Origin of the sequence: Flavobacterium sp. KS-LB2 (assembly GCF_036895565.1) — a bacterium.
In the GTDB taxonomy this organism is placed as follows: domain Bacteria; phylum Bacteroidota; class Bacteroidia; order Flavobacteriales; family Flavobacteriaceae; genus Flavobacterium.
Map to the genome: position 1 here is coordinate 2,683,354 of NZ_CP145904.1, position 24,162 is coordinate 2,707,515.

General features: G+C 35.2%; 20 protein-coding genes. All 20 read right to left on the minus strand.

Annotated features, from left to right (window positions below; translation table 11 throughout):
* Positions 1-40 precede the first annotated feature (40 nt).
* Positions 41-772, minus strand: coding sequence for a class I SAM-dependent methyltransferase (locus V5J73_RS11475; protein ID WP_338646009.1), 732 nt, complete (start codon positions 770-772; stop codon positions 41-43).
* A 27-nt stretch (positions 773-799) separates the two neighbouring features.
* Positions 800-1,759, minus strand: coding sequence for a glycosyltransferase family 2 protein (locus V5J73_RS11480; protein WP_338646011.1), 960 nt, complete (start codon positions 1,757-1,759; stop codon positions 800-802).
* Positions 1,756-3,117 (minus strand): hypothetical protein, encoded by a 1,362-nt coding sequence (locus V5J73_RS11485; protein WP_338646012.1) that lies wholly within the window; start codon positions 3,115-3,117, stop codon positions 1,756-1,758. The genes V5J73_RS11480 and V5J73_RS11485 overlap by 4 nt, the downstream gene beginning before the upstream one ends.
* Before the next feature lie 69 nt (positions 3,118-3,186).
* A complete protein-coding gene (locus V5J73_RS11490) occupies positions 3,187-4,179 on the minus strand; it encodes a glycosyltransferase family 2 protein (RefSeq protein WP_338646013.1) in 993 nt (330 codons plus the stop codon).
* Position 4,180: 1 nt separating this feature from the next.
* Positions 4,181-5,722 (minus strand): glycosyltransferase family 2 protein, encoded by a 1,542-nt coding sequence (locus tag V5J73_RS11495; RefSeq protein WP_338646016.1) that lies wholly within the window; start codon positions 5,720-5,722, stop codon positions 4,181-4,183.
* 4 nt (positions 5,723-5,726) lie between these two features.
* Positions 5,727-6,536, minus strand: coding sequence for an FkbM family methyltransferase (locus V5J73_RS11500; protein WP_338646017.1), 810 nt, complete (start codon positions 6,534-6,536; stop codon positions 5,727-5,729).
* Positions 6,533-7,777 carry a glycosyltransferase family 4 protein gene (locus V5J73_RS11505; protein WP_338646019.1) on the minus strand — a complete coding sequence of 415 codons (1,245 nt, stop codon included), beginning with the start codon at positions 7,775-7,777 and terminating at the stop codon, positions 6,533-6,535. The genes V5J73_RS11500 and V5J73_RS11505 overlap by 4 nt, the downstream gene beginning before the upstream one ends.
* 54 nt (positions 7,778-7,831) lie before the next feature.
* On the minus strand, positions 7,832-8,722 hold the full coding sequence (locus V5J73_RS11510) for a hypothetical protein (protein ID WP_338646021.1): 891 nt from the start codon (positions 8,720-8,722) through the stop codon (positions 7,832-7,834).
* A gap of 411 nt (positions 8,723-9,133) precedes the next feature.
* The gene (locus V5J73_RS11515; protein WP_338646023.1) at positions 9,134-9,442 is read right to left on the minus strand and encodes a hypothetical protein; all 309 of its coding nucleotides are present in this window, start codon (positions 9,440-9,442) and stop codon (positions 9,134-9,136) included.
* Positions 9,443-10,284: 842 nt separating this feature from the next.
* On the minus strand, positions 10,285-11,718 hold the full coding sequence (locus tag V5J73_RS11520) for an MBOAT family O-acyltransferase (RefSeq protein WP_338646025.1): 1,434 nt from the start codon (positions 11,716-11,718) through the stop codon (positions 10,285-10,287).
* 26 nt (positions 11,719-11,744) lie between these two features.
* Complete coding sequence (locus V5J73_RS11525; protein WP_338646027.1) at positions 11,745-12,836, minus strand: glycosyltransferase family 4 protein; 1,092 nt, start codon at positions 12,834-12,836, stop codon at positions 11,745-11,747.
* Complete coding sequence (locus V5J73_RS11530) at positions 12,833-14,224, minus strand: hypothetical protein (protein ID WP_338646029.1); 1,392 nt, start codon at positions 14,222-14,224, stop codon at positions 12,833-12,835. The genes V5J73_RS11525 and V5J73_RS11530 overlap by 4 nt, the downstream gene beginning before the upstream one ends.
* A 33-nt stretch (positions 14,225-14,257) precedes the next feature.
* On the minus strand, positions 14,258-15,970 hold the full coding sequence (gene asnB, locus V5J73_RS11535; RefSeq protein WP_338646031.1) for an asparagine synthase (glutamine-hydrolyzing): 1,713 nt from the start codon (positions 15,968-15,970) through the stop codon (positions 14,258-14,260).
* 62 nt (positions 15,971-16,032) lie between these two features.
* Entirely contained in the window at positions 16,033-16,734 is a 702-nt protein-coding gene (locus V5J73_RS11540; protein ID WP_338646032.1) for an acylneuraminate cytidylyltransferase family protein, read from the minus strand.
* A gap of 1 nt (position 16,735) precedes the next feature.
* Positions 16,736-17,893, minus strand: a complete 1,158-nt coding sequence (gene neuC, locus V5J73_RS11545; RefSeq protein ID WP_338646033.1) for a UDP-N-acetylglucosamine 2-epimerase — start codon at positions 17,891-17,893, stop codon at positions 16,736-16,738.
* 454 nt (positions 17,894-18,347) lie between these two features.
* Entirely contained in the window at positions 18,348-18,671 is a 324-nt protein-coding gene (locus V5J73_RS11550; RefSeq protein WP_338646034.1) for a GIY-YIG nuclease family protein, read from the minus strand.
* Between the two features lie 969 nt (positions 18,672-19,640).
* Positions 19,641-20,657 carry an N-acetylneuraminate synthase family protein gene (locus V5J73_RS11555; RefSeq protein ID WP_338646035.1) on the minus strand — a complete coding sequence of 339 codons (1,017 nt, stop codon included), beginning with the start codon at positions 20,655-20,657 and terminating at the stop codon, positions 19,641-19,643.
* 36 nt (positions 20,658-20,693) lie between these two features.
* Positions 20,694-21,602, minus strand: a complete 909-nt coding sequence (locus tag V5J73_RS11560; protein ID WP_338646036.1) for a glycosyltransferase family 2 protein — start codon at positions 21,600-21,602, stop codon at positions 20,694-20,696.
* Between the two features lie 2 nt (positions 21,603-21,604).
* Positions 21,605-22,849: a UDP-glycosyltransferase gene (locus V5J73_RS11565; RefSeq protein WP_338646038.1), complete on the minus strand. Its 1,245-nt coding sequence runs from the start codon at positions 22,847-22,849 to the stop codon at positions 21,605-21,607.
* A gap of 77 nt (positions 22,850-22,926) precedes the next feature.
* Entirely contained in the window at positions 22,927-24,084 is a 1,158-nt protein-coding gene (wecB, locus tag V5J73_RS11570; protein WP_338646040.1) for a non-hydrolyzing UDP-N-acetylglucosamine 2-epimerase, read from the minus strand.
* Positions 24,085-24,162: the final 78 nt, after the last annotated feature.

Below are 24,162 nucleotides of genomic sequence, written 5' to 3' on the forward strand. Positions count from 1 at the left end.
TTTTTACTTCTTTAATTTATAATGCAAACTCTTTTTTAAATCATATTTTTTTTGCAATACAAAAAGTACTGATTCCAAAAGGAAAGCTAATATACTTTAGCAAGCTGTTCTCTAATAACAACAACTTCAATAATATATAATTTACGGTTGTATTACCGATAATCTGCCCCTTTTCCTTTTTGTCTTCAGACAAAAAAACACTTAATTTTCTAAAAATATAAACAGGTACAAATAAAGAAAAATTCCAATAACTTGATTTAACAACAGTCAAGTTTTCATGGACTAATTTGGTTTTTAATTCTTGATTAGTATACCTTCTAAAATGCATATTAACCACATCATGATGGCTCCATAAAGATTGAAAAGCCGGAACAAAAACATACATCGTCCCTCCAGTTTTCAATATCCTGGACCAATTGCTAATAGCCTTTTTGTCATCTTCCAAATGTTCAAGACAATCAGACGCTATAATGATATCAAACTCTTCATCTAGTGAAATATCCTGGGCGTCCATTACAAATGCATTTTGAATTCCATTGGCTTTACAATTCGCTATCGCATTTTCACTAATATCAACCCCAAAAAGATATTCTGTTTTAAACCCCAAAACTTCCAAATCTTTTAAAAAAACACCTGATGAACACCCAATATCCAATATCTTACTGTCTTTTGATACGTCGCCCAATAAGTCCAGTAAATACTTCCTTCTAGATTTAAACCACCAATTTTCTATTTCAACTTCATGATACTTTTTTTCGAAATCTACTTCCATACCAAATACTATAAATTGTTTAGGTCTCTAATCTATCCTTTCCTCTACAATGTAACGCGGTCTTTGTTTGACCTCTGCATATATTTTACCTATATATTCTCCTATAATACCAATGGAAAACAATTGAATGCCTCCTAAAAAGTACATCGGTAGAACAGTTGACAACCAACCAGGTACAGTATCTCCAGTAAAAACAGCCATAAATGCATAGCCACTCATAATCAAACAAACGATAAAAATAATAAAGCCTAATGCCGTTACTAATTTCAAAGGAAAATTACTAAAAGAAGTAATACCATTCCAAGCAAAAGATAGCATTTTGCGTAAAGGAAATTTAGATTTTCCAGCAAAGCGCTCTAATCGGTCATAGTAAATGACTTCTTTTTTAAATCCAATTAATGGGATGATCCCTCTAAGAAATAGATTGACCTCATTAAAATCAGAAAGAGCCTTAATAACTCGGTTGCTGCACAATCTATAATCTGCATGATTGGGAATCATATTCGATTTCATTTTCTTTATCAAAAAATAAAACAGCAAGGCTGAATTTTTTTTAAAAAAAGTATCTGTTGTGCGTTCTTTCCTAACACCATACACCACATCTATCCCCAATTTATATTTCTGAATCATTGTTTCTATAATTCGAACATCATCTTGTAAATCGGCATCAATAGAAATTAATGCGTCCGCATCGGGATTATAGGTTAGCAAACCTGCTAACAATGCATTCTGATGCCCAACATTTCCCGCTAATTTCAATCCTTTTACAATACTACTTTCACTTGCTTTTTGCTCAATAATGGTCCAAGTTGCATCACTGCTTCCATCATCAATAAAAACAACAAAACTTTTATCTGAAACCAATTCACGCTCAACTAAATCAAGAATTAAATTGCGGAGTTGTTTTTCAGTCTCTTCTAATACCTGTTCTTCATTATAACAGGGAGAAACGATTCCAATAATAGGCTTAAGAATAACTGGCTTCATGATTTGATGTTAGAAATTGGAAAAATATGAACCGTCATTTTTTGAATTATTTTTTGAATCCAAGAAACCCTGTACAATCCAGCTGCACTCATAAGGTACAAGGCTACTCTCGAAGGGAAAATATATCTTGGTTCCATATAAGTTAATCCGTGAAAGATAAGTAAAGAAACAATTATACCCCAAAAAAGCCAATATTGAATTAAATTTTTCTCTCGGAATAAAAATAATAGAGCACCCACTACAATAATTAAATTAACAGCATTAATAAGAAAAATAAAAGTCCAGTAACCAATAGGTCCTTTCAACGGCCCCAAAGCAAATTTATCCGGTTGAACACTATTAATAAAATAAACGTGACCGTAAAAACATTTTACAAAAAACTGTCTGATAAATAAACCGGGGTGTTCCAATGCATCATCAATTAGGAATTTTTTGTAAACCTCAGCATACGATTGATGTGTTTGCTCCATAACTACAGAAAGGGCAACACCACTTTTATGCCAGTTCTGATAATCTTTGCTGTCTGGTCGAATATCACTTTCCCAAAAACGAAAATCAGTAGGTTCTTCCCGAAATTGAAATCTTCCTTGGTGTGCAACATAATAAAGTAACCCTTCTTGGCTCCCTCCCGATTTATTTCCTGTAATTATTTTTGAAAGTTGTAAAACACCAAAACCTAATAATCCAACACAAAAAAAAGAGACTATCATTTTTCTTCCATAACCCCGAAAGAAGGATTTATTCTTAAAAAAGGAATACAATACCACTAAGAAACCCAATCCTAAAAGCAATACTGCATTAGGTCTGTTCAAAATTAAAAACCAGATACCCAATATAAGAAAAATCCAACCTGATTTTTTTTCCGGTTGATGAAAGGCAATTGACCAACCATAAATAGCTAACGTCAATGAGAAAAAAGCAGGAACTTCAGCTAATATCCCCAAGGAATAATAACAATGTATAGGAAAAAGGAAAAAAAGTAACACACTTAAGAAACCAACTTCTTTAGAAAAAAAAGCGCTTCCAATTCTAAATATCAGTAACAAACTTATCGTAATAATAATTGAAGTAAAAACTACAGCATATACCCAAAGCTTGTCATCTGTAGCATCAACAGGCGCTAATGTATAAACGGGTGCATAAAAAAGTATGGGGCCGGGAGCTCTTGTTATTACAACCTTATCATAGGGAACGGCTCCCTTAATAAACAAAGCTAGGTTTTTAGATTCTTCATGAAAGGTAATATCGCCAAATGGCTTCGCTTTAAAAGGAAGATTTAAAACCACCATCATCATCACAGATGATAACAATACGATAATAACATTAATCCTTTGAATCGAAAAATCCATTTTATGCATACGTAGTAGAATTTAAAATCAGGTTAAAAAAAACATTTAAGAAAAGTTAATCCAATTGAGTTAAAAATATTATTGAGGCTTATTAAATAACAAACTCCACCATCCCACAGTTCTACCTAAAGCCTCCGTAAAGGCCTCTTTCTTTTTGTTTGTTGTAAATGTATTGCTAAATCGTATCAATGTCAAAAGTATTGTGATAGAATGCCATTTTAGTTTTGCTTCTAAAAACGGTTTAGGATTTTTAGTACGCCAAACATACCAACCATTTCGCACCACCATTTTTCCGTATAAATATTGATTGGGTCTGCCCGAGGCATCGTGATAGTGATATAATTGAGCAGCAGTATTCAGATACAATTTTCCAATTTTAGCAACTCTCAAGGTAAAATCAGCATCTTCATACAAGCCATACCCTTCAAAATAAGTCGAGAATTGCAATGTATTGAAGACTTCTTTTCTAAAAGAAGAAACACCTCCCATAAGCATTTCGACTTCATAGGTTTTACCACTAGGAGGCAAAAAACCAACGCTTCTTCCGTGCGAATATAAAGAAGAATATCCCGGCGGGCAATTGCTATCCAGTCCTAATTTCTTTCTCAATACAAAGCGACTTCCATCTTTTCTTTTCCATCCGTCAAAATAAAACTCATCTTTTGTAGGCAGGTAATCATAGCCTACGAATTCACATTTAGTTTCGTCAAGAATATAACCTCCTGCTCCAAGAGCTTCTGGATAGAGCTCATAGGTTTTTAATAATTGTTTAAAATAATCCACTTCTAAAACCGTATCATCATCTAGAAAACAAATTACATCAATATCCTTTTCTACTCTCTCAATTCCAAAATTACGTTGTCTCGTTAATCCACGATCCTTAATTGGCACGCAGAAATAGTTTAAATTCTTAAATTGATTCTTATTTAGAACCCACTCTGTATCCTGATTTACTGAACCATCAATAATCAGAATTTCGTCTGGATATAACGTTTGTTCGCGAACCGATTGTAACAATTGCAACAACGACTCAGGGCGCATGTAAGTACAGATGATTAACGAAAACTTCATGTTATTTTTTATTTAATTCAGTAGCCCAAAATACACTTCTTTTCCATTGCTTTTGAAAATTACTATAATACTGCAACGGATTTTTGATCTTTTGTAATTTATAATACTTGAAGAACAAAATGGTTTTATAACCCAACTGTTGCTCAATTGTAGTATGCAAAATTTTATACAACATTATTGTAGGTGAAGGCTTTGGCTGAATTTTATCATTTTGCCATTGCAAAATAGGCTTTGTTCTAAAACCACCAACAGGCGCTTTTAAATGGAGTATTTCGGGTTCAGGCAAATACAAAATATCAGCACCAGTATTTCGCAACTGCATTCCAAAATCACCATCCTCACCATAACCAAATTCCAATGCCTTATTAAATTTTACTTTTTCCAGAAAATCTCTTTTAATAATACTGTTACCAGCACCAAAAGTAGGCCATTGAATTACATTAAAGTATTTTTTTATTTCATTCTTTTGAGGGTAAGAAACCGTCACAACCGGACTTCCAAATTGTTGTATTAATTTAAAAACATCAACCAATAAATTAGGTGAAAAGCGATTATCATCATCTGCTAGAAATATCCATTCACTTTGGATGTGACTCAAAGCTACATTTCTGGCGTTACAAGCACCCGCCTGATGCGTAAAAAAATGCTGAATAGGAAAAGGCCATTTTTCTGAAGTAATATAATCTAATTCAGTCGTACTCCCTGCTAATGGATTTTGTTCCACAATAATAATCTGATTAGGCAACTTGACTTGCTTAGCAAAATCTTTCAATACATCATATAAATAGGTGCTCCTTCCAATAGTTGGAATAATAACATCAATCGTTTCCGCAGTACTAAATACTCTGGAGGATTGCACTACAATACCATCAAGATTCATGGTATTGGCATTTCTATTCTTGTAAAAAAGAGATACTAACATCGGAAATACTGGAAATTTTCTTTCGTAAAGCAAGAAGTTCAGAAGCAATAAAAATACCCATCGTGTTTTGTAATGCTGTTTCACAAATCGAAAAAGAACAAACGTATTTCTCTTGATAGGATAAATAGTGTGCGCTTGTTGTTTTAAAAGTAGGGGTTCTGAATAACACAACAAGCCTTTTGGCATAGCTAATTTTGCTACAGAACATAAAAAATAATCAAAATTTTTCTCACTGGAAATTTCATCTTTTAAAGCTAAAAAAACGGACAAATAAACACCTCCAACCCAGCTACTCATTTGCCAAGTCGGAAAAGTTACATTACTATTTACATTTGTAAAAGGAGATTCATCAATATAACCAATAGTCCTATCAATATAGAAACTTCCAAAAGGATTATAGGAAAACAAGAGTTTTTTATGGTGGAATAATTGTTCCATTCCAGAAAGATTCAATTGTTCTTTTAGACTCAAATGACACCAAACCAAAATCTCATCTGGAAATTCTTGAGACAATAAAGCGATAAACGAAGCGATAGACAAATGCGCGTGCTTTCCGATTTCAATTGCATCCGCATTTATTAGTTCGACTACCTTAGCATCAGCATGATACAGAATTATCATACCGCTAATTTTTTAAGCAGGGACCTGCAAACGTTATGATTTCATTTTTCCTAAATCGAATCGTTTGATAGGGATAATTCATTTTTTTAAAAAATTCCTCTACTTTGATAAATGTAGCTTCTCCATCTACTATATGATAGGAGGCAATAGCAAAATTAGGGCTTAGATTTCGTATCGTTTCCTCACAACCAGCCAAAGCTTCTATTTCAGCACCTTCGATATCCATTTTTATAAAATCTAATTTTTTAATGGTATTGTTTGTAACCCAATCATCAATACGCACGGCTTCTTTTTTAACACATTTATCACTATCTGGAATCCAAACTGCAGAGGAGCCTACCGTACCTGCTTCATAAAAATCAATCCATTTGTTTTCATCCCAAAGCAACAAATTTTCAATTTTTATATTTCCTGGAAGGTCTTTGTTTAAACTGATATTATGGTCTATCCGCTTTACATTATAACCGTCTGGTTCAAAAGCATAAACAACCCCTCCTGAACCGGTCAATTTAGAAAACAAAATCGACAAATGCCCACAATTGGCTCCAGCATCAAGAACAACATCGCTTTCTTTTACTTTATAAAAATGCTGGTAATAATTAAAATCCGGTGCTATAAAATATAATGCTTCATTCGTTATCATTGTTAAATCCTGAAAAACAGTTTTATAAGCAATAAAATTCCCGCTTCCTTGTACTACGGAATAAAAAGTATCTTTCGGTTTATTAATGCTATAATAGGCTAGCTTAATTTTCTCTTTTATACCTCCATTAGGAAAAATGGCACTAATGATTTTTTTTATCTTTTTCTTCATTTTGATACAATACTACTTTTATAAAACAATAAACTTTGCTTAGCCACTACTGATATACTAAAGGTTTCTTCTACTTTTTTACGGGCTTGAATACCAAATTCCCTTTGTAAATTTAGATCCCCAAGCAAGGTGATGATTTTATTTGCATACGCCTTATGCGCTGTTGGATGTTCTAGAAATCCACTTACTCCATCATCAAGAACCTCTTTTGCCCACCCTATATTAGAGGCTACAATAGGTTTTTCTAAAGCCATAGCTTCGATCCATGAAACAGGAAGCGCTTCTGCAAATGTAGGAAACACACATACATTTGCTTGTTCTATTTTCTTTTTTATTTCACTATAAGGAACACTTCCTAAATAGGTTACATTAGCAATTGCTTCAAGCGAAAAGAGTTCTTGCATAAGTCCCCAGGTTGATGCGGCTCCAGAAACAATATCGGAGGCATCTCTTCCTACCAATACTAATGTTGCATTTGGATTTTTTTTAATCACCTCATTAAAAATCAAAGGCAACTCTAACAATCCTTTTTTTCGAATCAAGGTGCCAAAATACAGGAGCCCACTTGCCTCCCCAACTCCTAAAGGGGGTATAAGAGTAGAAGCATTATTATTCGGGTTGTTATTGAACAAACTAGTGTCAATCGAATTCGGGATAATGGTGAATTTTTTATCCAATCCAAATACTTCATTAGTCAAATCGGCTGTAAACTGACTCACCGAGAGTAATCCATCCGCTTTTTTTAGGGCTCTTTTCTCGTGGAATTTATTGTTCCATTTTACGGGGCGTTGATCCAATTGGCAGAAATAAGTATCAGAACCGTTCAATCGAATGATAATAGGGCATTTTTTTGGAGATATAAAAGAAGTAATTCCAGTCCAATCGGGTGCTTCAACCAAATCAATTTCTTTACTCTCAAACAAACCATCAATTATTTTCTCCAGTTTTTTCCTAGTGAGGTACCAAGATAATCCTTTGAATTTCACATTCTTTATCTGTTGAATACAAATCCCATTATCATCAAATACCCCCTCTTCTTTTTGTCCATAAACCAAAACCCGAACAGCGCATCCTTCTGCCAAAAGTCCCATTGCCAAGTTTTTGATACTAGTGCCAATACCTCCAGAGCTTCCCGTTTTCAAATGTGGATATTCGGGAGTCAGGAAAGCTATTTTCATCCCCCCAGACCCCTCCCTTAAGGAAAGGGGAGCCAAGACCGAAACATTTTTATCTTCTTTCATTGTATTTGATCATGGAAATGGAGCACTGTTCTTATTCCTATTTATTTTGTGATTCTATTTATATTCCATCGAGGGCTTTCCTCTTTGGACAGTCCCAATACGGCTGGAGGGAAGAGGAAAAAGATCTCTTATGATTCTTTTTGTAAACAATCTTGCTCCTGTATCATTCAGGTGTCCGCAAGATGAAAAATACTGGTCCCCTTCAACTGCATTTTCATAATTATGAATTTCAGGATGGATCTTGATTACTTTTTCAAAATAATCCATCCCAGTTACCGCACTGCACATTGGGGTTGTAACCACAATCAAATTAATCTGATTCCTTTTACAAATTTGCTTAATTTCTTCGTAATAGAGGTTATGCAAAGGCTTTAAATTGGTAATATTATTTTTCATATTGCCTTTTTTGTTTCCTAAGGGATAATAGCCAAAATGATCTAAACTATTGGTAGGTTCTTGTAATACTGTCTTATATGTCTCCCGAAAACCAATGCGGGTATCAAATGCGATGTATCGGTAAAAAGGAATATAATACAGTTGTCGAAAATCTTTCTCTTTCGAAAAATGATCCCGAATGGTTTTGGATTGATGCAAATACGGTAAGAATCGCGCAGAAACGCCTTCAGCCCTTTGCTCATTAGACAAATTCAAATCCGCCTCCAGTAGCACATTTTTTATTTTATAATGGCGCTCTACCATCAACTTAAGTAACAAAGAAGCTTCAAATAAATGCCCGCCACTCAACCCGTAATTAAAGGTTTTCAAGCCTTTTTGCTCAAACAATGGCGCTACAAAATGATTATTAGCACGGGAAGAACCTAAAATAATAACATCATAATTCTCATTCTTGGAATTATAAATCTGCTCTACTTTACTTCTTTTTGAAGAATGCAAATAAATAGCAGTATAGCAATAGTCTAAAACAACTGCAAGTATAAGTACCATCAGTAACGTTTTTAAAGCAAACAGTAGAAACTTTTTCATTATTATTTATTCTCTTTTTGTATTGTTCTTTTAATTTTTTTTTAGTTCTAAAGATGTTCCTATTCTTCGTTTTTTAACCCCTCCCGAAATCTCGGGACTAAAGAGTGAAAAGAAAACACATAACGCTTTTATAATTTTTTCTGATTTTCGGCTCCCTTCAGGGTCGGGGTAAAACGAAAATTTATACCTTATAACTTTTTATCTAGCCCTAAAAATAAATCATACCATTTTTTCTTTTTTTACCCCTGCTCTAAAGAGTGAAAAGAAAACACATAACTCTTTTATAATTTTTTCTGATTTTCGGCTCCCTTTAGGGTCGGGGTAAAACGAAAATTTATACCTTATAACTTTTTATCCAGCCCTAAAAATAAATCATACCATTTTTTCTTTTTTTGCCCCTGCCCTAAAGAGTGAAAAGAAAACACATAACGCTTTTATAATTTTTTCTGATTTTCGGCTCCCTTCAGGGTCGGGGTAAAACGAAAATTTATACCTTATAACTTTTTTATCCGGCCCTAAAAATAAATCATACAATTTTTCCTTTTTTTGCCCCTGCCCTAAAGGGTGAAAAGAAAAAAACGAACTACTCTTATCTAATTTTCGGCTCCCTTCAGGGTCGGGGTAAAACGAAAATTTATACCTTATAACTTTTTTATCCGGCCCTAAAAATAAATCATACAATTTTTCCTTTTTTTGCCCCTGCCCTAAAGGGTGAAAAGAAAAAAACGAACTACTCTTATCTAATTTTCGGCTCCCTTTAGGGTCGGGGTAAAACGAAAATTTATACCTTATAACTTTTTTATCTAGCCCTAAAAATAAATCATACCATTTTTTCTTTTTTTACCCCTGCTCTAAAGAGTGAAAAGAAAACACATAACTCTTTTATAATTTTTTCTGATTTTCGGCTCCCTTTAGGGTCGGGGTAAAACGAAAATTTATACCTTATAACTTTTTATCCAGCCCTAAAAATAAATCATACCATTTTTTCTTTTTTTGCCCCTGCCCTAAAGAGTGAAAAGAAAACACATAACGCTTTTATAATTTTTTCTGATTTTTGGCTCCCTTCAGGGTCGGGGTAAAACGAAAATTTATACCTTATAACTTTTTTATCCAGCCCTAAAAATAAACCATACCATTTTTTCTTTTTTTGCCCCTGCCCTAAAGGGTGAAAAGAAAAAAACGAACTATTCTTATCTGATTTTCGGCTCCCTTTAGGGTCGGGGTAAAACGAAAATTTATACCTTATAACTTTTTTATCCAGCCCTAAAAATAAATCATATAATTTTTTCTTTTTTTGCCCCTGCCCTAAAGGGTGAAAAGAAAAAAACGAACTACTCTTATCTGATTTTCGGCTCCCTTTAGGGCCGGGGTAAAACGAAAATTCATCTCCTCAACTTCCTTTTTTCTTCCCCTCCCGAAATCTCGGGACTAAAGGGTGTGAAAAAGAACGATTACGACCTAATATTCAAGAAGTTCCTAAATTCCTGACTCTCTTTGGGGTTGTGGTAAAACTGAAACATCTACTAAAACTGAAAATAAATAAATTCTTTATAATCCGAATACGTTCCCAAAGCAATGATAGCCAACATACATAAAGCTAATTTCAGCATGCTGTACTTACCTGAAATAGGCTCTACTTGTCTGCGACTGTTCCATTCTACTACAATAAAAACAAAAACTAATAAAAGGTTCTCATAATTGTACCGTTCGTGCTCCAAATATTGACCTTGAAAGATTCCATTCGTAAAAATTCTACTGATATAGTCAAACGCATCACCTATCGATTTAGCCCTAAAAAATACCCAAGCCAAACACGTTATAGCAAAAGTGCTCAACATACTAAAAAACACACTAACTGAATTGAAATCCCAGCGCAATGAAACCATTTCCATGTTAGACCGATTTCTTTTTAACAGCAATAAAGGTAAAAAATACAACGCATTAATAAATCCCCAAGCTATAAAAGTCCAATTGGCACCATGCCAAAAACCACTGACCAAAAATATAATAAACGTATTCCGAATTTTCATCGCCATTCCTCCACTACTGCCTCCCAATGGAATGTATAAATAATCCCGAAACCAAGAGGATAACGAAATATGCCATCTGCGCCAGAACTCGGCTATGTCTCGAGAAAAATAGGGATAATTAAAATTACGCAACAAATCAATCCCAAACAATTTAGACATTCCTAAAGCCATATCTGAATAGCCTGAAAAATCCCCATAAATCTGAAAGGCAAAATAAACAGCACCCAATAGTAGTGACAGAGAATTCATTGATTCATAATTATCAAAAATAGCATTGGCATATGTAGCACAGGTATCTGCAACAACCACTTTTTTGACCAATCCCCAAATGAATTGATGTACCCCTTCTTTGGCTTTATCAAAATCAAAACTGCGTTTTACTTTGACCTGTGGCAATAGGTGTGTCGCTCTTTCAATAGGCCCCGCTACCAATAAAGGAAAATAACTGACAAATAAAGAATAATCGACGAAGTTATACTCCGCTTTGATTCGTTTGTGGTAAATATCAATTACATACGATAATCCGTGAAAAGTATAAAAAGAAATCCCAACGGGAAGTACTACATTCAGTAAAAGTGGACTCGTTTGTAAACCAATACCGTTCAACAATTGAGAGAAGGAATCAGCAAAAAAATTATAATATTTAAAAATCCCTAAAAACCCCAGATTGACACTAATACTCAACCAAAACCAAAATTTTCGACTGGCTTCTGTCTTTGCCTTTTCTATTCGAATACCGGTATAATAATCTAAAAAAGTAGAGAAAACCAATAAGAACAAAAATCGCCAATCCCAACAGGAATAAAAATAATAACTCGCTATAATAAGCAACGCATTTTGACTGCTTTTGGTCTTATTAAAAACAAACCAATACAAAACGAATACGATAGGCAGAAAAAGAGCAAAAGAAAACGAATTAAAAAACATAGACTGGTGTAATTAAGGATGCAAAATTAAAATTTATTAGTAAACAACAAAGCCAAATGATTTTCGACCATTCGATCCAGTGAAAAATGATTTTCGATATCGCTTCTGGTATTTTTTTCAATTTTAAATTCACCTATCCAAATTTGAATAATTAAATCCGATAATTCCTTTATTTTTTTTGCCTCATACAAGAAACCATTATCTAAATGGGTAATTATACCCAGAACATTCCCACCCTCTTTTGTTGTTATTACAGTCGTATTTGCTGCCAAAGATTCCACTACAGCATAACAAAAAGTTTCTTCATACGATGGGTGAATTAAGTAATCATATTCGCAATAAATAGATTTGAGATCTGAATGACTCCCCATAAAATTAAAACATCTTTGCAATGACAAACCAGCTATCTTATTCTCTAATTCTTTTTTATAAGGACCATCACCGTAAACAGCAATGACTATTTCTTTTTTAATCTCCTCAGGTAATATAAAAACTGCCTGAATTAAATCTTGTATTCCTTTTGATTCACGCAAATGCGAAGCGGTTAAAAAACTAGGTTTTGTTGCGTTTCGTTTTTGTCTAACTTGAATATCCTCTAAAGCAATACCGTTATGAATAATATGAGTCTTAGTTTTAATTTGAAATCCAAAATCTTTGATTAACTCTTTTACCGTATAATCAGAAACGCCAATAAACTGATTGATATACTTGGAAAACAAAAACCCTTTGATTTTTTTTTCTATTTTTTTCTTAAAAGGATACCCATGTATGGGACGCGGATTATGATCAACAGCAATGATTTTAGCTGTACTAATTTTTTTTATTTTTTTAAAAAAAGGAGTACACAATTCAATAAAATGGGTAATAACATAAGAATAATCGCTTGGGTTTTGGGTACAAAATCCCAGAAAATAGTTTTCTACGTTTTGATGGTTACTACTAAAAACAGTAAGCTTAGAATAGTCCCCATGTAGAGATTGATTCGGGAAAAACCAATCAACCTGAATGCCATTTTCTTTGCATGTTGCATCAAACATCCAGAAAAAATGATCCATACCGCCAACCCGTTCCGTTAAAAGTTCATAGTTACAGAGGACCGCTATTTTTTTTGAATTCATGTCCATTTGAATAAGGCGGCTACAATTCTTTTACTGGTACCTTCTAGGGGTTTACTAACTTGAAGTCCCATCAATTTTTTTCTGTTTGATTGATCCGTTTCTGGATACAAATAATACAAATTAATAGCATCAATAAGTTCTTGATCATTTTTTGCAATTCTGGTAGCACCACTTTTAACGACATTTACAATATGTGCATAATTCAAAAAACGCTGGTCATCATACAAGCCATTTACCCCGTTCCCAAAAACTGGATTAATAACGGGTTTATCAAACTGCATAAAATCTAAACTCATCGTAGACAACATATTGATATTAATATCCGCAAATTCCAATAAACTTCTCAAATCACAAACATCTGCGATTGTGGGAATACGCTGAGACCAAGCTTCCTGATGATTTTCCCTACTTTGAACCCACTTAGGATAATTCCATTTTATAAAGGGATATTGCTCGACTATGCTTTTAAAACGAATAGGGTCTTCTGCAGGAGAAGTACGAACGATCAGGTTAACATCTGGAATCTTTTTTTCTAGTAGAGCCTTACCTATTGTCTCAATATACAATTCATCATTTCTGCTGGTAGCAATATCACCACAACTAAAGCAAACTGTTTTCTTAGTATTATCTAAATTAAAGGCAGCATAAAAGACCTCTTTGTCAGAAGCATACCGATCTAGAACGTAGGGTTCAAATTGTGGAGTACCTACCACTACTACATTTTCAGGATGTACCGCCGTATAAAACTGCAACAGTTCTTTTTTCATTAATTCACTCCAAACTAAGTAATAATCAAAATCACCAGCCATTCTTCCTTTGGAGGCCAAATTATCCCAACTAAAAATAAAAGAACCGGTCTTAATTTGCAATTGTTCAGCTGCATAAATCAGAGGAGCAATAAAAGGAGGTCGTTGATGCGTAAAAAACAAATTTGAAACGCCCTGTTCTTGAAGAAGGGCGCTATATTTTTTTGTTATTTGATGAGAGCTAAAGGTCTTTTGCTGATAGTGGTTATACCGTTGTATCCATTTTTCGGAATGAATAATTCTTGACCAAACATGGATAAAACGTGTTGCAAATCCTCGTGGATTTCTTGCTTTGGTTTTTGAGGCTTTTAAATTATCGTTGATCCCAAAATTTCCTTTGGTATGCAATTGCAAATGAGAAACTTCTTTGGCTTTTCGAAAAAACCAAGTAAAAAAATGTTCATTAAAAACGTCTAACTCTACTATAGTACAATTCAAATCTAAAGTGTCATAAACACTTTTAGGCAAACAAGAAAAAAGAACAACCGAATCAAACTGCTGTTTAGCTTCGGTCATAAAGTCACTTAATATAAAGTTGCGATACCCTACACCGTCAGTTATAACTATTCCTAATTTTTTCATTGATTATACTTTTTTATTTAACCCTGTCAGAGTTCAAAACTCTGACAGGGTTGAAAAATTCACCCATTGCCAAAGATAAAAACTATTATCCTGGTTTCCGTTCAAATAATCATTCCAAATTGCGTCAACTTGCTTTTTATCTACAAAATCCATTTTTGAGAATTGCGCTATTTTTTCAGAGAAATACGGCTTCAACTCTTGTGCAATCCATTCTCTTTGGGGTGTTTGCAAAGCTCTTTTAGGAGCTAACGCAACCGTATCACCCAAATAGTCTTTTACCAAATCTCGCAACAGCCATTTGGTTTGTCCGTTTTTAAATTTCATTTCTTCTTTTTGTGCAAAAGCCAGCTCTACCAATCGATAATCTAAAAACGGTTCGCGCAATTCTGTACTGTGCATCATACTAATTCTGTCATTAAAGCGTAAGGCTCTCGGTATTTTAGTATAAAACAAATCACGGTATTGTAGGTTTTGTAAGTCATTATCGAAAGGACGTTCATACACTTCTTCCATAGCCAAATCCCGAAACTCAGACACCAACACTTCTGGTCGTACAGGACTTGATGCAACACCTTGAATAACACTATTACTCTTATTGTGGTAGTAATCATATCCTGCCCAAGCCTCGTCCATGCCTTGTCCGTCAAGAATAACTTTAATCCCTTTTTGACTAGCCGCTTGAAATAATAAGCTATAAGCTAAGGTGGGAAAACCGCCAAAAGGCTCCTCTTGATAATAACTTACTTTCTCTATTAATGCTGGAATTTCTTTGTACTCTAAAAGTACTTTATGAAGAGAATAAGATGTTGTTCGCATCAATTCGTTAACCCAAGGCAATTCATCATACGTTGCATTATTACAGTAAAACGTAAAGGCTTCCATATTTTTTTGAGAGGGCAGCTTTCGCTGCACTACATTGATTAAAGTAGAGGAATCCAAGCCACCGCTAACATTCATTCCTAAAGGGACATCTGCTCTAAAGCGAAGTTGAATAGCATCTTCCAACAATTCTTCATACTGTTGTTTTAATACTTCTTTTGGAAGTTGCTTCATTTTTAAAATTCGCTCAGGAAAATCATACCACATTTGAGGTTGAACCCTATTAAAATCTCCATGATCCGAAAAATTAATTTTCACAAAATGTCCTGCTTTTAATTGCTGGACACCTTCAAAAAAAGTTTCATTTGGCAAGCCATACGTTCCAAAAGTAAAATAGTTGGCCCAAACTTTTTGATTTTTACTTTTAGGAATTCCAGCAGCAAAAAGTGCTTTAATTTCACTTGAAAAATAGAACTGATTTTCAAAAAAAGTATAATAAAAAGGCTTAACGCCAAATCGGTCGCGAGCAGCAAAAAAAGTATGCTCTTTTTTATTCCAAATAGCAAAACTAAACATGCCATTGAGTTTGTCTAACATTTTGGCATCCCAATGCATATAAGCCGCCAGCAAAACCTCTGTGTCCGAAGTAGTGGAAAAGGAATAGGATGCTAATTCTTTTTTGAGTTCAACGTAATTATAGATTTCACCATTAAAAACAATGACATAATTACCACAATGGCTAGTCATAGGCTGGTTAGCGGCTTCAGACAAATCCAATATACTCAATCGATTATGCCCCAAAACTACTTTGCCACCGTTCCAAAAATGCATAGCATCTGGTCCCCGATGCTTTTGAGCTTCAAGCATCAATTGGATTGTTGAACCGTTTTTAAGATTCGTTCCTAAAATACCTGCTATTCCGCACATAGATATGAGTGTTGTGTATTTTAAGCCTGTCAGAGTTTTGAACTCTGACAGGCTTAAAAAAATTAAATTAAAGATAAAATAGTTGGTACTATTTGTTCTGCTTGTACCCAATCCTCCATAGTATCAATATTCACATACAAACTAGGATTGTTTTCTATATAACTTAATTTTTCGCCATAGAAAGTTCCGTTTTTAATCGATTCAATTTTGGTTAAATAAATAGCGCCATCTCTAAAAAAGGCTTGAGGCAATTCTTGTCTTCTCTTAATGATTTCTTTTTCTCCTGTGGCAATCTGCAAGCTTCCGTTATCATCCGCTTCAAAAACCCAATGCGGATTGTATTCGTGTGGCACTGGCAAAACAGAAACTAAAGCATCTGAATTAGCAGTTGAAAATTTTGCAATGGCCTTGCTGATAAAACCCTTTTCCCGAAAGGGAGATGTGGGCTGCAGCAAACAAATGGCATCATAAAACTCATTTTCAGACTCTAAAAAAGCTACAGCATGTTGCACTACGGCAATACTGGAAGCACCATCATTGGCTAATTCTGAGGGTCTAATAAAGGGAACTTCGGCACCATAATCGAGACCTATTTGAGCAATCACTTCATCATCTGTTGAGACTATAATTTTTGTAAAAGATTGACTAGCAATAGCTTGTTCAATAGAATAGGCTATTAAAGGTTTCTCGCCTAACAGCTTAGTGTTTTTACCCGGAACCCCCTTAGAACCACCACGCGCTGGTATTATAGCTAGAATTTTCATCTTAATACATTATCGTTTTATGAAATTGCAAGGGCAATTCCACTAATAAATCAGCTATAATAGCACCCGCATTCCCTCCTCCATACACAGCCGAAGTTTTCGATTTTCCATTTTTTATACTAGTTTGAATCGCTTCACTAATTTCGGATTTATTATAATCTACATCCACAACGTTATGTCCACGATCCCGTTTATTTTGTCGGGAACCAATATTAATAACTGGGACACCTAGATACGCACATTCTCGAATCCCAACACTTGAGTTCCCTATTAATACTTTAGCATTATGTAACAAAACAAGAAAATCATCCCCTTCCATATTTTTAAAAAAATGAACCTTTTCTAGTTTGTTTTTCTCTCTAAAACTTCTAATTCCTGTAGAAGTCCCATCGGCACCAGCATCCACATTAGGCCAAAACCATAAGGTTGGCATATTTAATTCCTTTACCGCTTCAAGTGTCTCTTCAATATGCTTTCTGGAATTTTGATATTCGTTCGTCACTGGATGTTGCATCACTACTAAATAACCATCAGATAAATCAGGTTCAGCCCCAACCCCTCCATATTTTTGATACGGATTAAAACTTAAACCCTCTACTTTACTAATTTCAGATGCAATATCTATGGATGGACATCCTGTATTAAAAACAAAATCAGGATTTTCACCTAATTTAATAACTCTTTCTTTCGCATTCTCAGAAGCTACAAAATGATAATCAGCCAATTTAGTGATAGCATGACGTACTTTTTCATCGATATTTCCCGTAACTTCTCCTCCTTGAATGTGTGCCAATGGAATATTCATATACGATGCAGAAATAGCAGTAGCCATAGTTTCAAATCGATCAGCAACGGTCACAACTACATCGGGTTTTAAATTGTCAAAAACCGTGGATAATTCCAAAATTCCAATTCCTGTTGTTTTGGCTGCAGCCGTTAAATTTTCACCTTCTAATACATTAAACACCTTCGCTGCAATGTCAAAACCATCCTTCTCTATATAATTAACGGCCGATCCGTATCGATCCAATAAAGCCGAAGCTGCAACAACCAATTGTAGTTCCAAATCTGGGTGTTTTTGAATGGCAGCCAATACTGTTTTTACGCGACTGTAAGAAGGACGTGCGGTAATAACTACAGCTATTTTTCTTTTTGGCATTTTGATTTTATTAAACTTTTGGGATAAATATAGATAAAAAAGAAGAAAGAGGAAAAGATATTTTTACCTAACCTAGGTACTTTGATAATCTGTTACGACAAGTGCTGTTAATTGTAAATGTCCCTACAACTGTCAGACTGAGCTTGTCGAAGTCCATTTGAACTAAGCCTCAACTGTCAGTCTGAGCCTGTCGAAGTCCATTTGAACTAAGCCTCAACTCCTATTGTCAGTCTGAGCCTGTCGAAGTCCATTTGAACTATGCCTCAACTCCTATTGTCAGTCTGAGCCTGTCGAAGTCCATTTGAACTAAGCCTCAACTACAACTGTCAGACTGAGCTTGTCGAAGTCAATTTGAACTAAGCCTCAACTACGACTGTCAGACTGAGCCTGTCGAAGTCCATTTGAACTAAGCCTTAACTCCTATTGTCAGTCTGAGCCAGCCTGCCCTGAGTTTTTATCGAAGGGAAGACCCATCTCCATTTTCACCATACTCAGTATAATTTTTTGAATACTGAACTAGTTTATCCCAATCTTCATTTATTAAAGCTTCTTTTTTTCTTCTACTCCAACCTTTTATCTTTTTCTCTATCAAAATTGCTTGAGTAGGGTCAGAAAAAGATTCGAACCATACTAATACAACTGGTCTTCTAATAAAAGTATAGGAATCTGGACTCTTACCAGAATTGTGTTCAAACAATCTTCTGTCGATGCTGTTTGTCATTCCAGTGTAATAGGAATTATCGGAACACTTAACGATATAGACATAATAAAATTTCATATCCTCAATTTTGATTATTTTTACGATTATCAGTAAAAACGCTTCGACAAGCTCTGCGTGACATAGTGCTATTCATTGTAAATATCTCTACCATTGTCAGACTGAGCCTGTCGAAGTCCGTTTGAGCTAAGCCTCAACTACAACTGTCAGTCTGAGCCTGTCGAAGTCCATTTGAACTAAGCCTCAACTCCTATTGTCAGTCTGAGCCTGTCGAAGTCCGTTTGAGCTAAGCCTCAACTACAACTGTCAGTCTGAGCCTGTCGAAGACCATTTGAACTATATGCTATCAACGAAGCGAACAATCATTATAAACAAAAGCGCTTCGACAAGCTCTGCGTGACATAGTGCTATTAATTGTAAATATCCCTACGACTGTCAGACTGAGCCTGTCGAAGTCCATTTGAACTAAGCCTCAACTGTCAGACTGAGCCTGTCGAAGTCCGTTTGAACTAAACCTTAGCTCCTATTGTCAGACTGAGCCTATCGAAGACCATTTGAGCTATACGCCATCAACGAAGCGAACAATCATTATAAACAAAAACGCTTCGACAAGCTCTGCGTGACATAGTGCTATTAATTGTAAATATCCCTACGACTGTCAGACTGAGCCTGTCGAAGTCCGTTTGAGCTAAGCCTTAACTCCTATTGTCAGTCTGAGCTTGTCGAAGACCATTTGAGCTATACCCTATCAACGAAGCGAAAAATCATTCTAAACAAAAGCGCTTCGACAGGCTCTGCGTGACATAGTGCTATTCATTGTAAATATCCATACAACTGTCAGACTGAGCCTGTCGAAGTCCATTTGAACTAAGCCTCAACTGTCAGACTGAGCCTGTCGAAGTCCGTTTGAGCTAAGCCTCAACTACAACTGTCAGTCTGAGCCTGTCGAAGACCATTTGAGCTATACGCTATCAACGAAGCGAACAATCATTCTAAACAAAAGCGCTTCGACAGGCTCAGCGTGACATGTTATAACAAATCAGATTCATTCAAAAAATCCCATTGTTTTAAATCCTTATTTAAGGTTTTTCCAATTATTTCTTGAAAACGAGCCGCATCGATTCCAAAACCTTTTGGCTTTTTAGATTCTAAATCATAAAAAGTCAGGAGATGATTTTGAGGTAAATCCTTGTTGACAGCTAATGATTTTTCAAAAATTTGCTTGAGTTCTGTAAAAGCAGCCGTATTTTTTTTATCAATAGGATGAGACATGGCCGTAGCAATATTTCGAACCGCAAGAACCAAATCTTTAGTTTCAGCAATAGTCAAAGACGACTTTGAATCAGGACCAAACATTTGCCTATCAAAAACCACATGGAATTCAAGTATTTCAGCCCCTAGAGCAGTAGCTGCAATACAAGTTTCCATTTTTGCAGAATGATCTGAAAAACCGACTGGCACAAGATATCTTTTTTGCAATTCTGGAATCACATTCAAACCATATTGTTCAGGTTGAGTAGGATATGCTGTGGTACATTGTAAAATAGAAAAATCAACATTTCTTTCTTTCAAAAAGGCTACCGTCTGATCTAATTCTTCATAAGAACTCATTCCCGAAGACAAAATTACAGGCTTGCCAGTTTGGGCAATTTTTTCTAAAATTAAGAAATTATTGACTTCTCCAGAACCTATTTTATATTGTTCTACTCCTATCTCTTCGAGCCAATCGACGGCTAAATTACTAAAAGGAGAACAGATGAAATCCAATCCCACAGCATCGCAATGTGTTTTGACGCCTTTCCATTGCTCCAAAGTAAAACCCATTCGCTTCCAATAATCGAATCTTGTGGCATCTTCTAAAGAGAAATTTACCCTAAAAGGTTCTTGCTGGCTGCTTTCGGCTTCGGCAAGGTGCATTTGAAACTTAACAGCATCAACGCCAGTTTGTGCAATGGCATCGATGTAAGAATATAATATTCCTAAACTGCCATCGTGGGCCTGACCAATTTCGGCCATGATGTAAGGGGATGTTTTTTTTGATAGCATATTCTAAATTTCTTATCTAATGTTGAACAAAAACACTTATTTTTCTGGTTGCCAATAGATTTTAGTTTCTGGTAGTTTGTTATACTCTTCATATTCTTTCATCGTCAAACGATTGGCATTTTGTAACACTTTAGGCATATTCCAAACCAAATCAAACACAGCCAAAAAGATAGCTTGCAAGGCTTTGAAATCGCCTTTGAATACTTTCAGTTTGAACTGCATCCAAAGCGAATAGGCCATTTTTCGTGGGACTTTCTCCAATGGGTAAAACAAGAAAAATAAATACCAACCCGAACGCAAAGAACGCCGCAAACGAATCGTATAATCATCATTAACTCGTCTTCCTTTTACATCGACTCTATGCTGCACCAACACCTCTGGGAAATAATGGACTTCCCATTTTTTTTTAAACAATTGATAAGAGGCAAAATTTTCTTCTCCATAAAAAACAAACCATTCAGGATATTGAGGAATATCACGCCAAGCTTTCATGCGCCAGACATGGGCACAACCTACAAAACCTTGTACTCGTTGGAATCTCTCATTTGAAAATATTATTTCAGGCTCTTGCAATCCCCAAAAAATACGCAAAGCCAGTAAACCACAAGCAGGGTTTTCTTCAAAATGTCTGCGAATCAATTCTAAGGTATTTTCAGTAACAAAATGAGCATCATCGTCTAATGAAATGGCATAATCAGCCTTTGTCTCGTTCAGCATTTTGTTCCTGCAAAAAATATAGCCTTTGGAAACCGGATTGCTGAGGAGTTTTACTTCCGGAAAGTTTTCTTTTACATACTCATAAGTGCCATCGGTGGAACCATCTTCAAAAACCACGCATTCCACACCATCTTCCTTTAGCAAATACTTGATTTTCTCCAAAGTAAAAGCTAAATCGGTTATGCGATTTTTGGTGGTGATAAGGATGGAAAAAGTTGGATCTGACATCGCTAACTAATTATTTTTAAACCAACGATTACTTTTTTCAAATAATCAGTCGACAAATAGTCTTCTAAATCTCTTCTATTTAAAAGCATATTATCCGGATTCTGTTTCCACAACTGATACGTCTTTCCAATCAAGGTAGCAATTTTTTCTATATCATCCACTTCTGACCAATAAAGGTAGTCATTACCCAACAATCTTCTGGTTTCACTATGATATGGAGCTAAGGACAAAATCAATTTATTGGCTTCAACACAATGAGGAAATTTGGCTGGAAGAAAAGGGCTAATTTCTGATTTTGCTTCTAAAATAATATTTACAGACACATTTTTTTGTAAATTATATACAAGATCAAAAGCTAAATTTCCATTATGAATATAAATTTCGGGATTGTTTTTTTGATACTCTTCGAGCATTTTAGTATGGTCAAAAGCGTTTCCTAAAACAAAAAGTTTTGCATCGATTCTAGCTTGCGAATTTTGTTGTAAAAACAATTTAAATCCTTCAATCAATCCAGCAGGAGAACGCTGCGCCAAGAGATTCCCAGCATGCAACAGATTAAATTTCGATTTATCGAAATAGGAAGGAAACTCATTGTTTTCAACTTCATACTTGGCATTTTGATGTGGAATAATCATGCCTGTTTTGATGAAGTTTGGAAAATGACTCCCCATCCATTCCATTAATAATTGACTTGGAAAAGCACTAAATCTTGCTTTTTCTGAAACTTGAACAAAAAAAGCATCCTTAAATTCATAACCCGACTCTACCCATACATAAGGTTGTGGATAATAATGAAACGGATAAGGATCATGTACATAAGCCATCCACGCATTATGGAATTTCGGTACTTTTAAAACGGCATAATGAGGTCTAAAACTAGCCCCTTTGCTCAAAGTCAACACTAAATCGGGTTGAAATGTACTCTTTTTCAAAGATTTTACAATACTGTTGGTATCATTGAAAAAAGTAAAAGAAAATCCAAATAACTTCTCCAAGAACGGAGCTGGATTTATCTTAAAATTTCGTTGAAAAACCCGTTGAAAGCGGCTTAAAAAATACAAAGGACTGTATTTAATTTCAGGGATAGCAATACAATTAACCCCTTCTAACTGAATGTTTATCAAGGTATAATGATACACCAGAACCTCAAATCCAGCTTCAACCAAATTATGGATTAGAGCTACATTGGCTTTGGAACCGCTACTGTCTTCAATATTAATAGAATCGACTACTACGAGTATTTTCATTTTACTTTAATTAATCAAATGTGCAAAATTATATTCTAAAACCAAAATTTGTCAATCTGAGCCTGTCGAAGACTTTCTTACTTCAACAAATAATTTACTATTTTATTGCTGGCATCCCCATTTCCATAAGGATTTTGCCTATTTTCAAATCCTTTGAAATTGTCTAAAATATCTTGAATTGTATTTATTATTTTAGTTGCGTTAGTACCTACCAAGGTCGAGAATCCTGCCTGCACTCCTTCTGGCCTTTCCGAAACGGTACGAGTAACAATTACAGGCTTTCCCAATGAAGGTGCTTCTTCCTGGATACCGCCAGAATCAGTCACGATCAAGTAGGATTGTTGCATCAACCAAACAAATGCGGGATAAGAGACCGGTGCAATGAGCTGAATGTTTTTTTTATTGGACAACAATTCATGCACGACATCCTTCACTTTGGGATTCAAATGCACTGGATAAACAATAACGACATCTTCTCTTTCTGACACTTTCAGCAGTGCTTCACAAAGATTCCGAAACCCTTCTCCGATATTTTCTCGGCGATGTCCCGTTACCAATACTATTTTTTTTTCAGCTGGAAGGATCATTTTTAACTCCTCAATTTCCGGATGACTGTAATGCTCCTTTTCTATTTTATGAAGCGTCCAGAACAAGGCATCTATAACCGTGTTTCCTGTTTCTACAATAGTATCTTGCGGAATTCCCTCCTTCAACAAATGCTGTGTGGCTTGTGGAGTTGGCGTGAAATGAATATCGGCAATTCGGCTGGTAATTTGTCGGTTGATTTCTTCCGGAAATGGAGCTTGCTTTTTGTAGGTTCTCAAACCCGCTTCCACGTGACCCACTTTTATACCCAAATGAAAGGCTGCCAAAGCCACCAAAGATGAAGTGGTCGTGTCACCATGCACCAAAACCAAATCAGGTTGTTCCATCGTCAAGACTTCATCTATCTTATAGAGAATCTTGGCACTTAATCCATTCAGGGTTTGGTTGGCTTGCATCAAATCAAGGTCGTGATCCGGAACAATTTCAAAAAAATCCAACACCTGATCCAGCATTTCGCGATGTTGAGCCGTGACACATATCTTTACCTCAAACCTGCTTTTTTGGTCTTCGACTACGTCACGCTGAGCTTGTCGAAGTGTCGAGTTAAGTAGTTCATGATATAGCGGCGCCATTTTGATGGCTTCGGGACGCGTGCCAAAACAGAGCAATATTTTTTGGGAATATGTCATTCAGTTTTCGAATATAAATTAAGAAAAGTATTTAAATTTTTGTTTATATAATGCTTTCAAATAAGGCATTGTATTGAT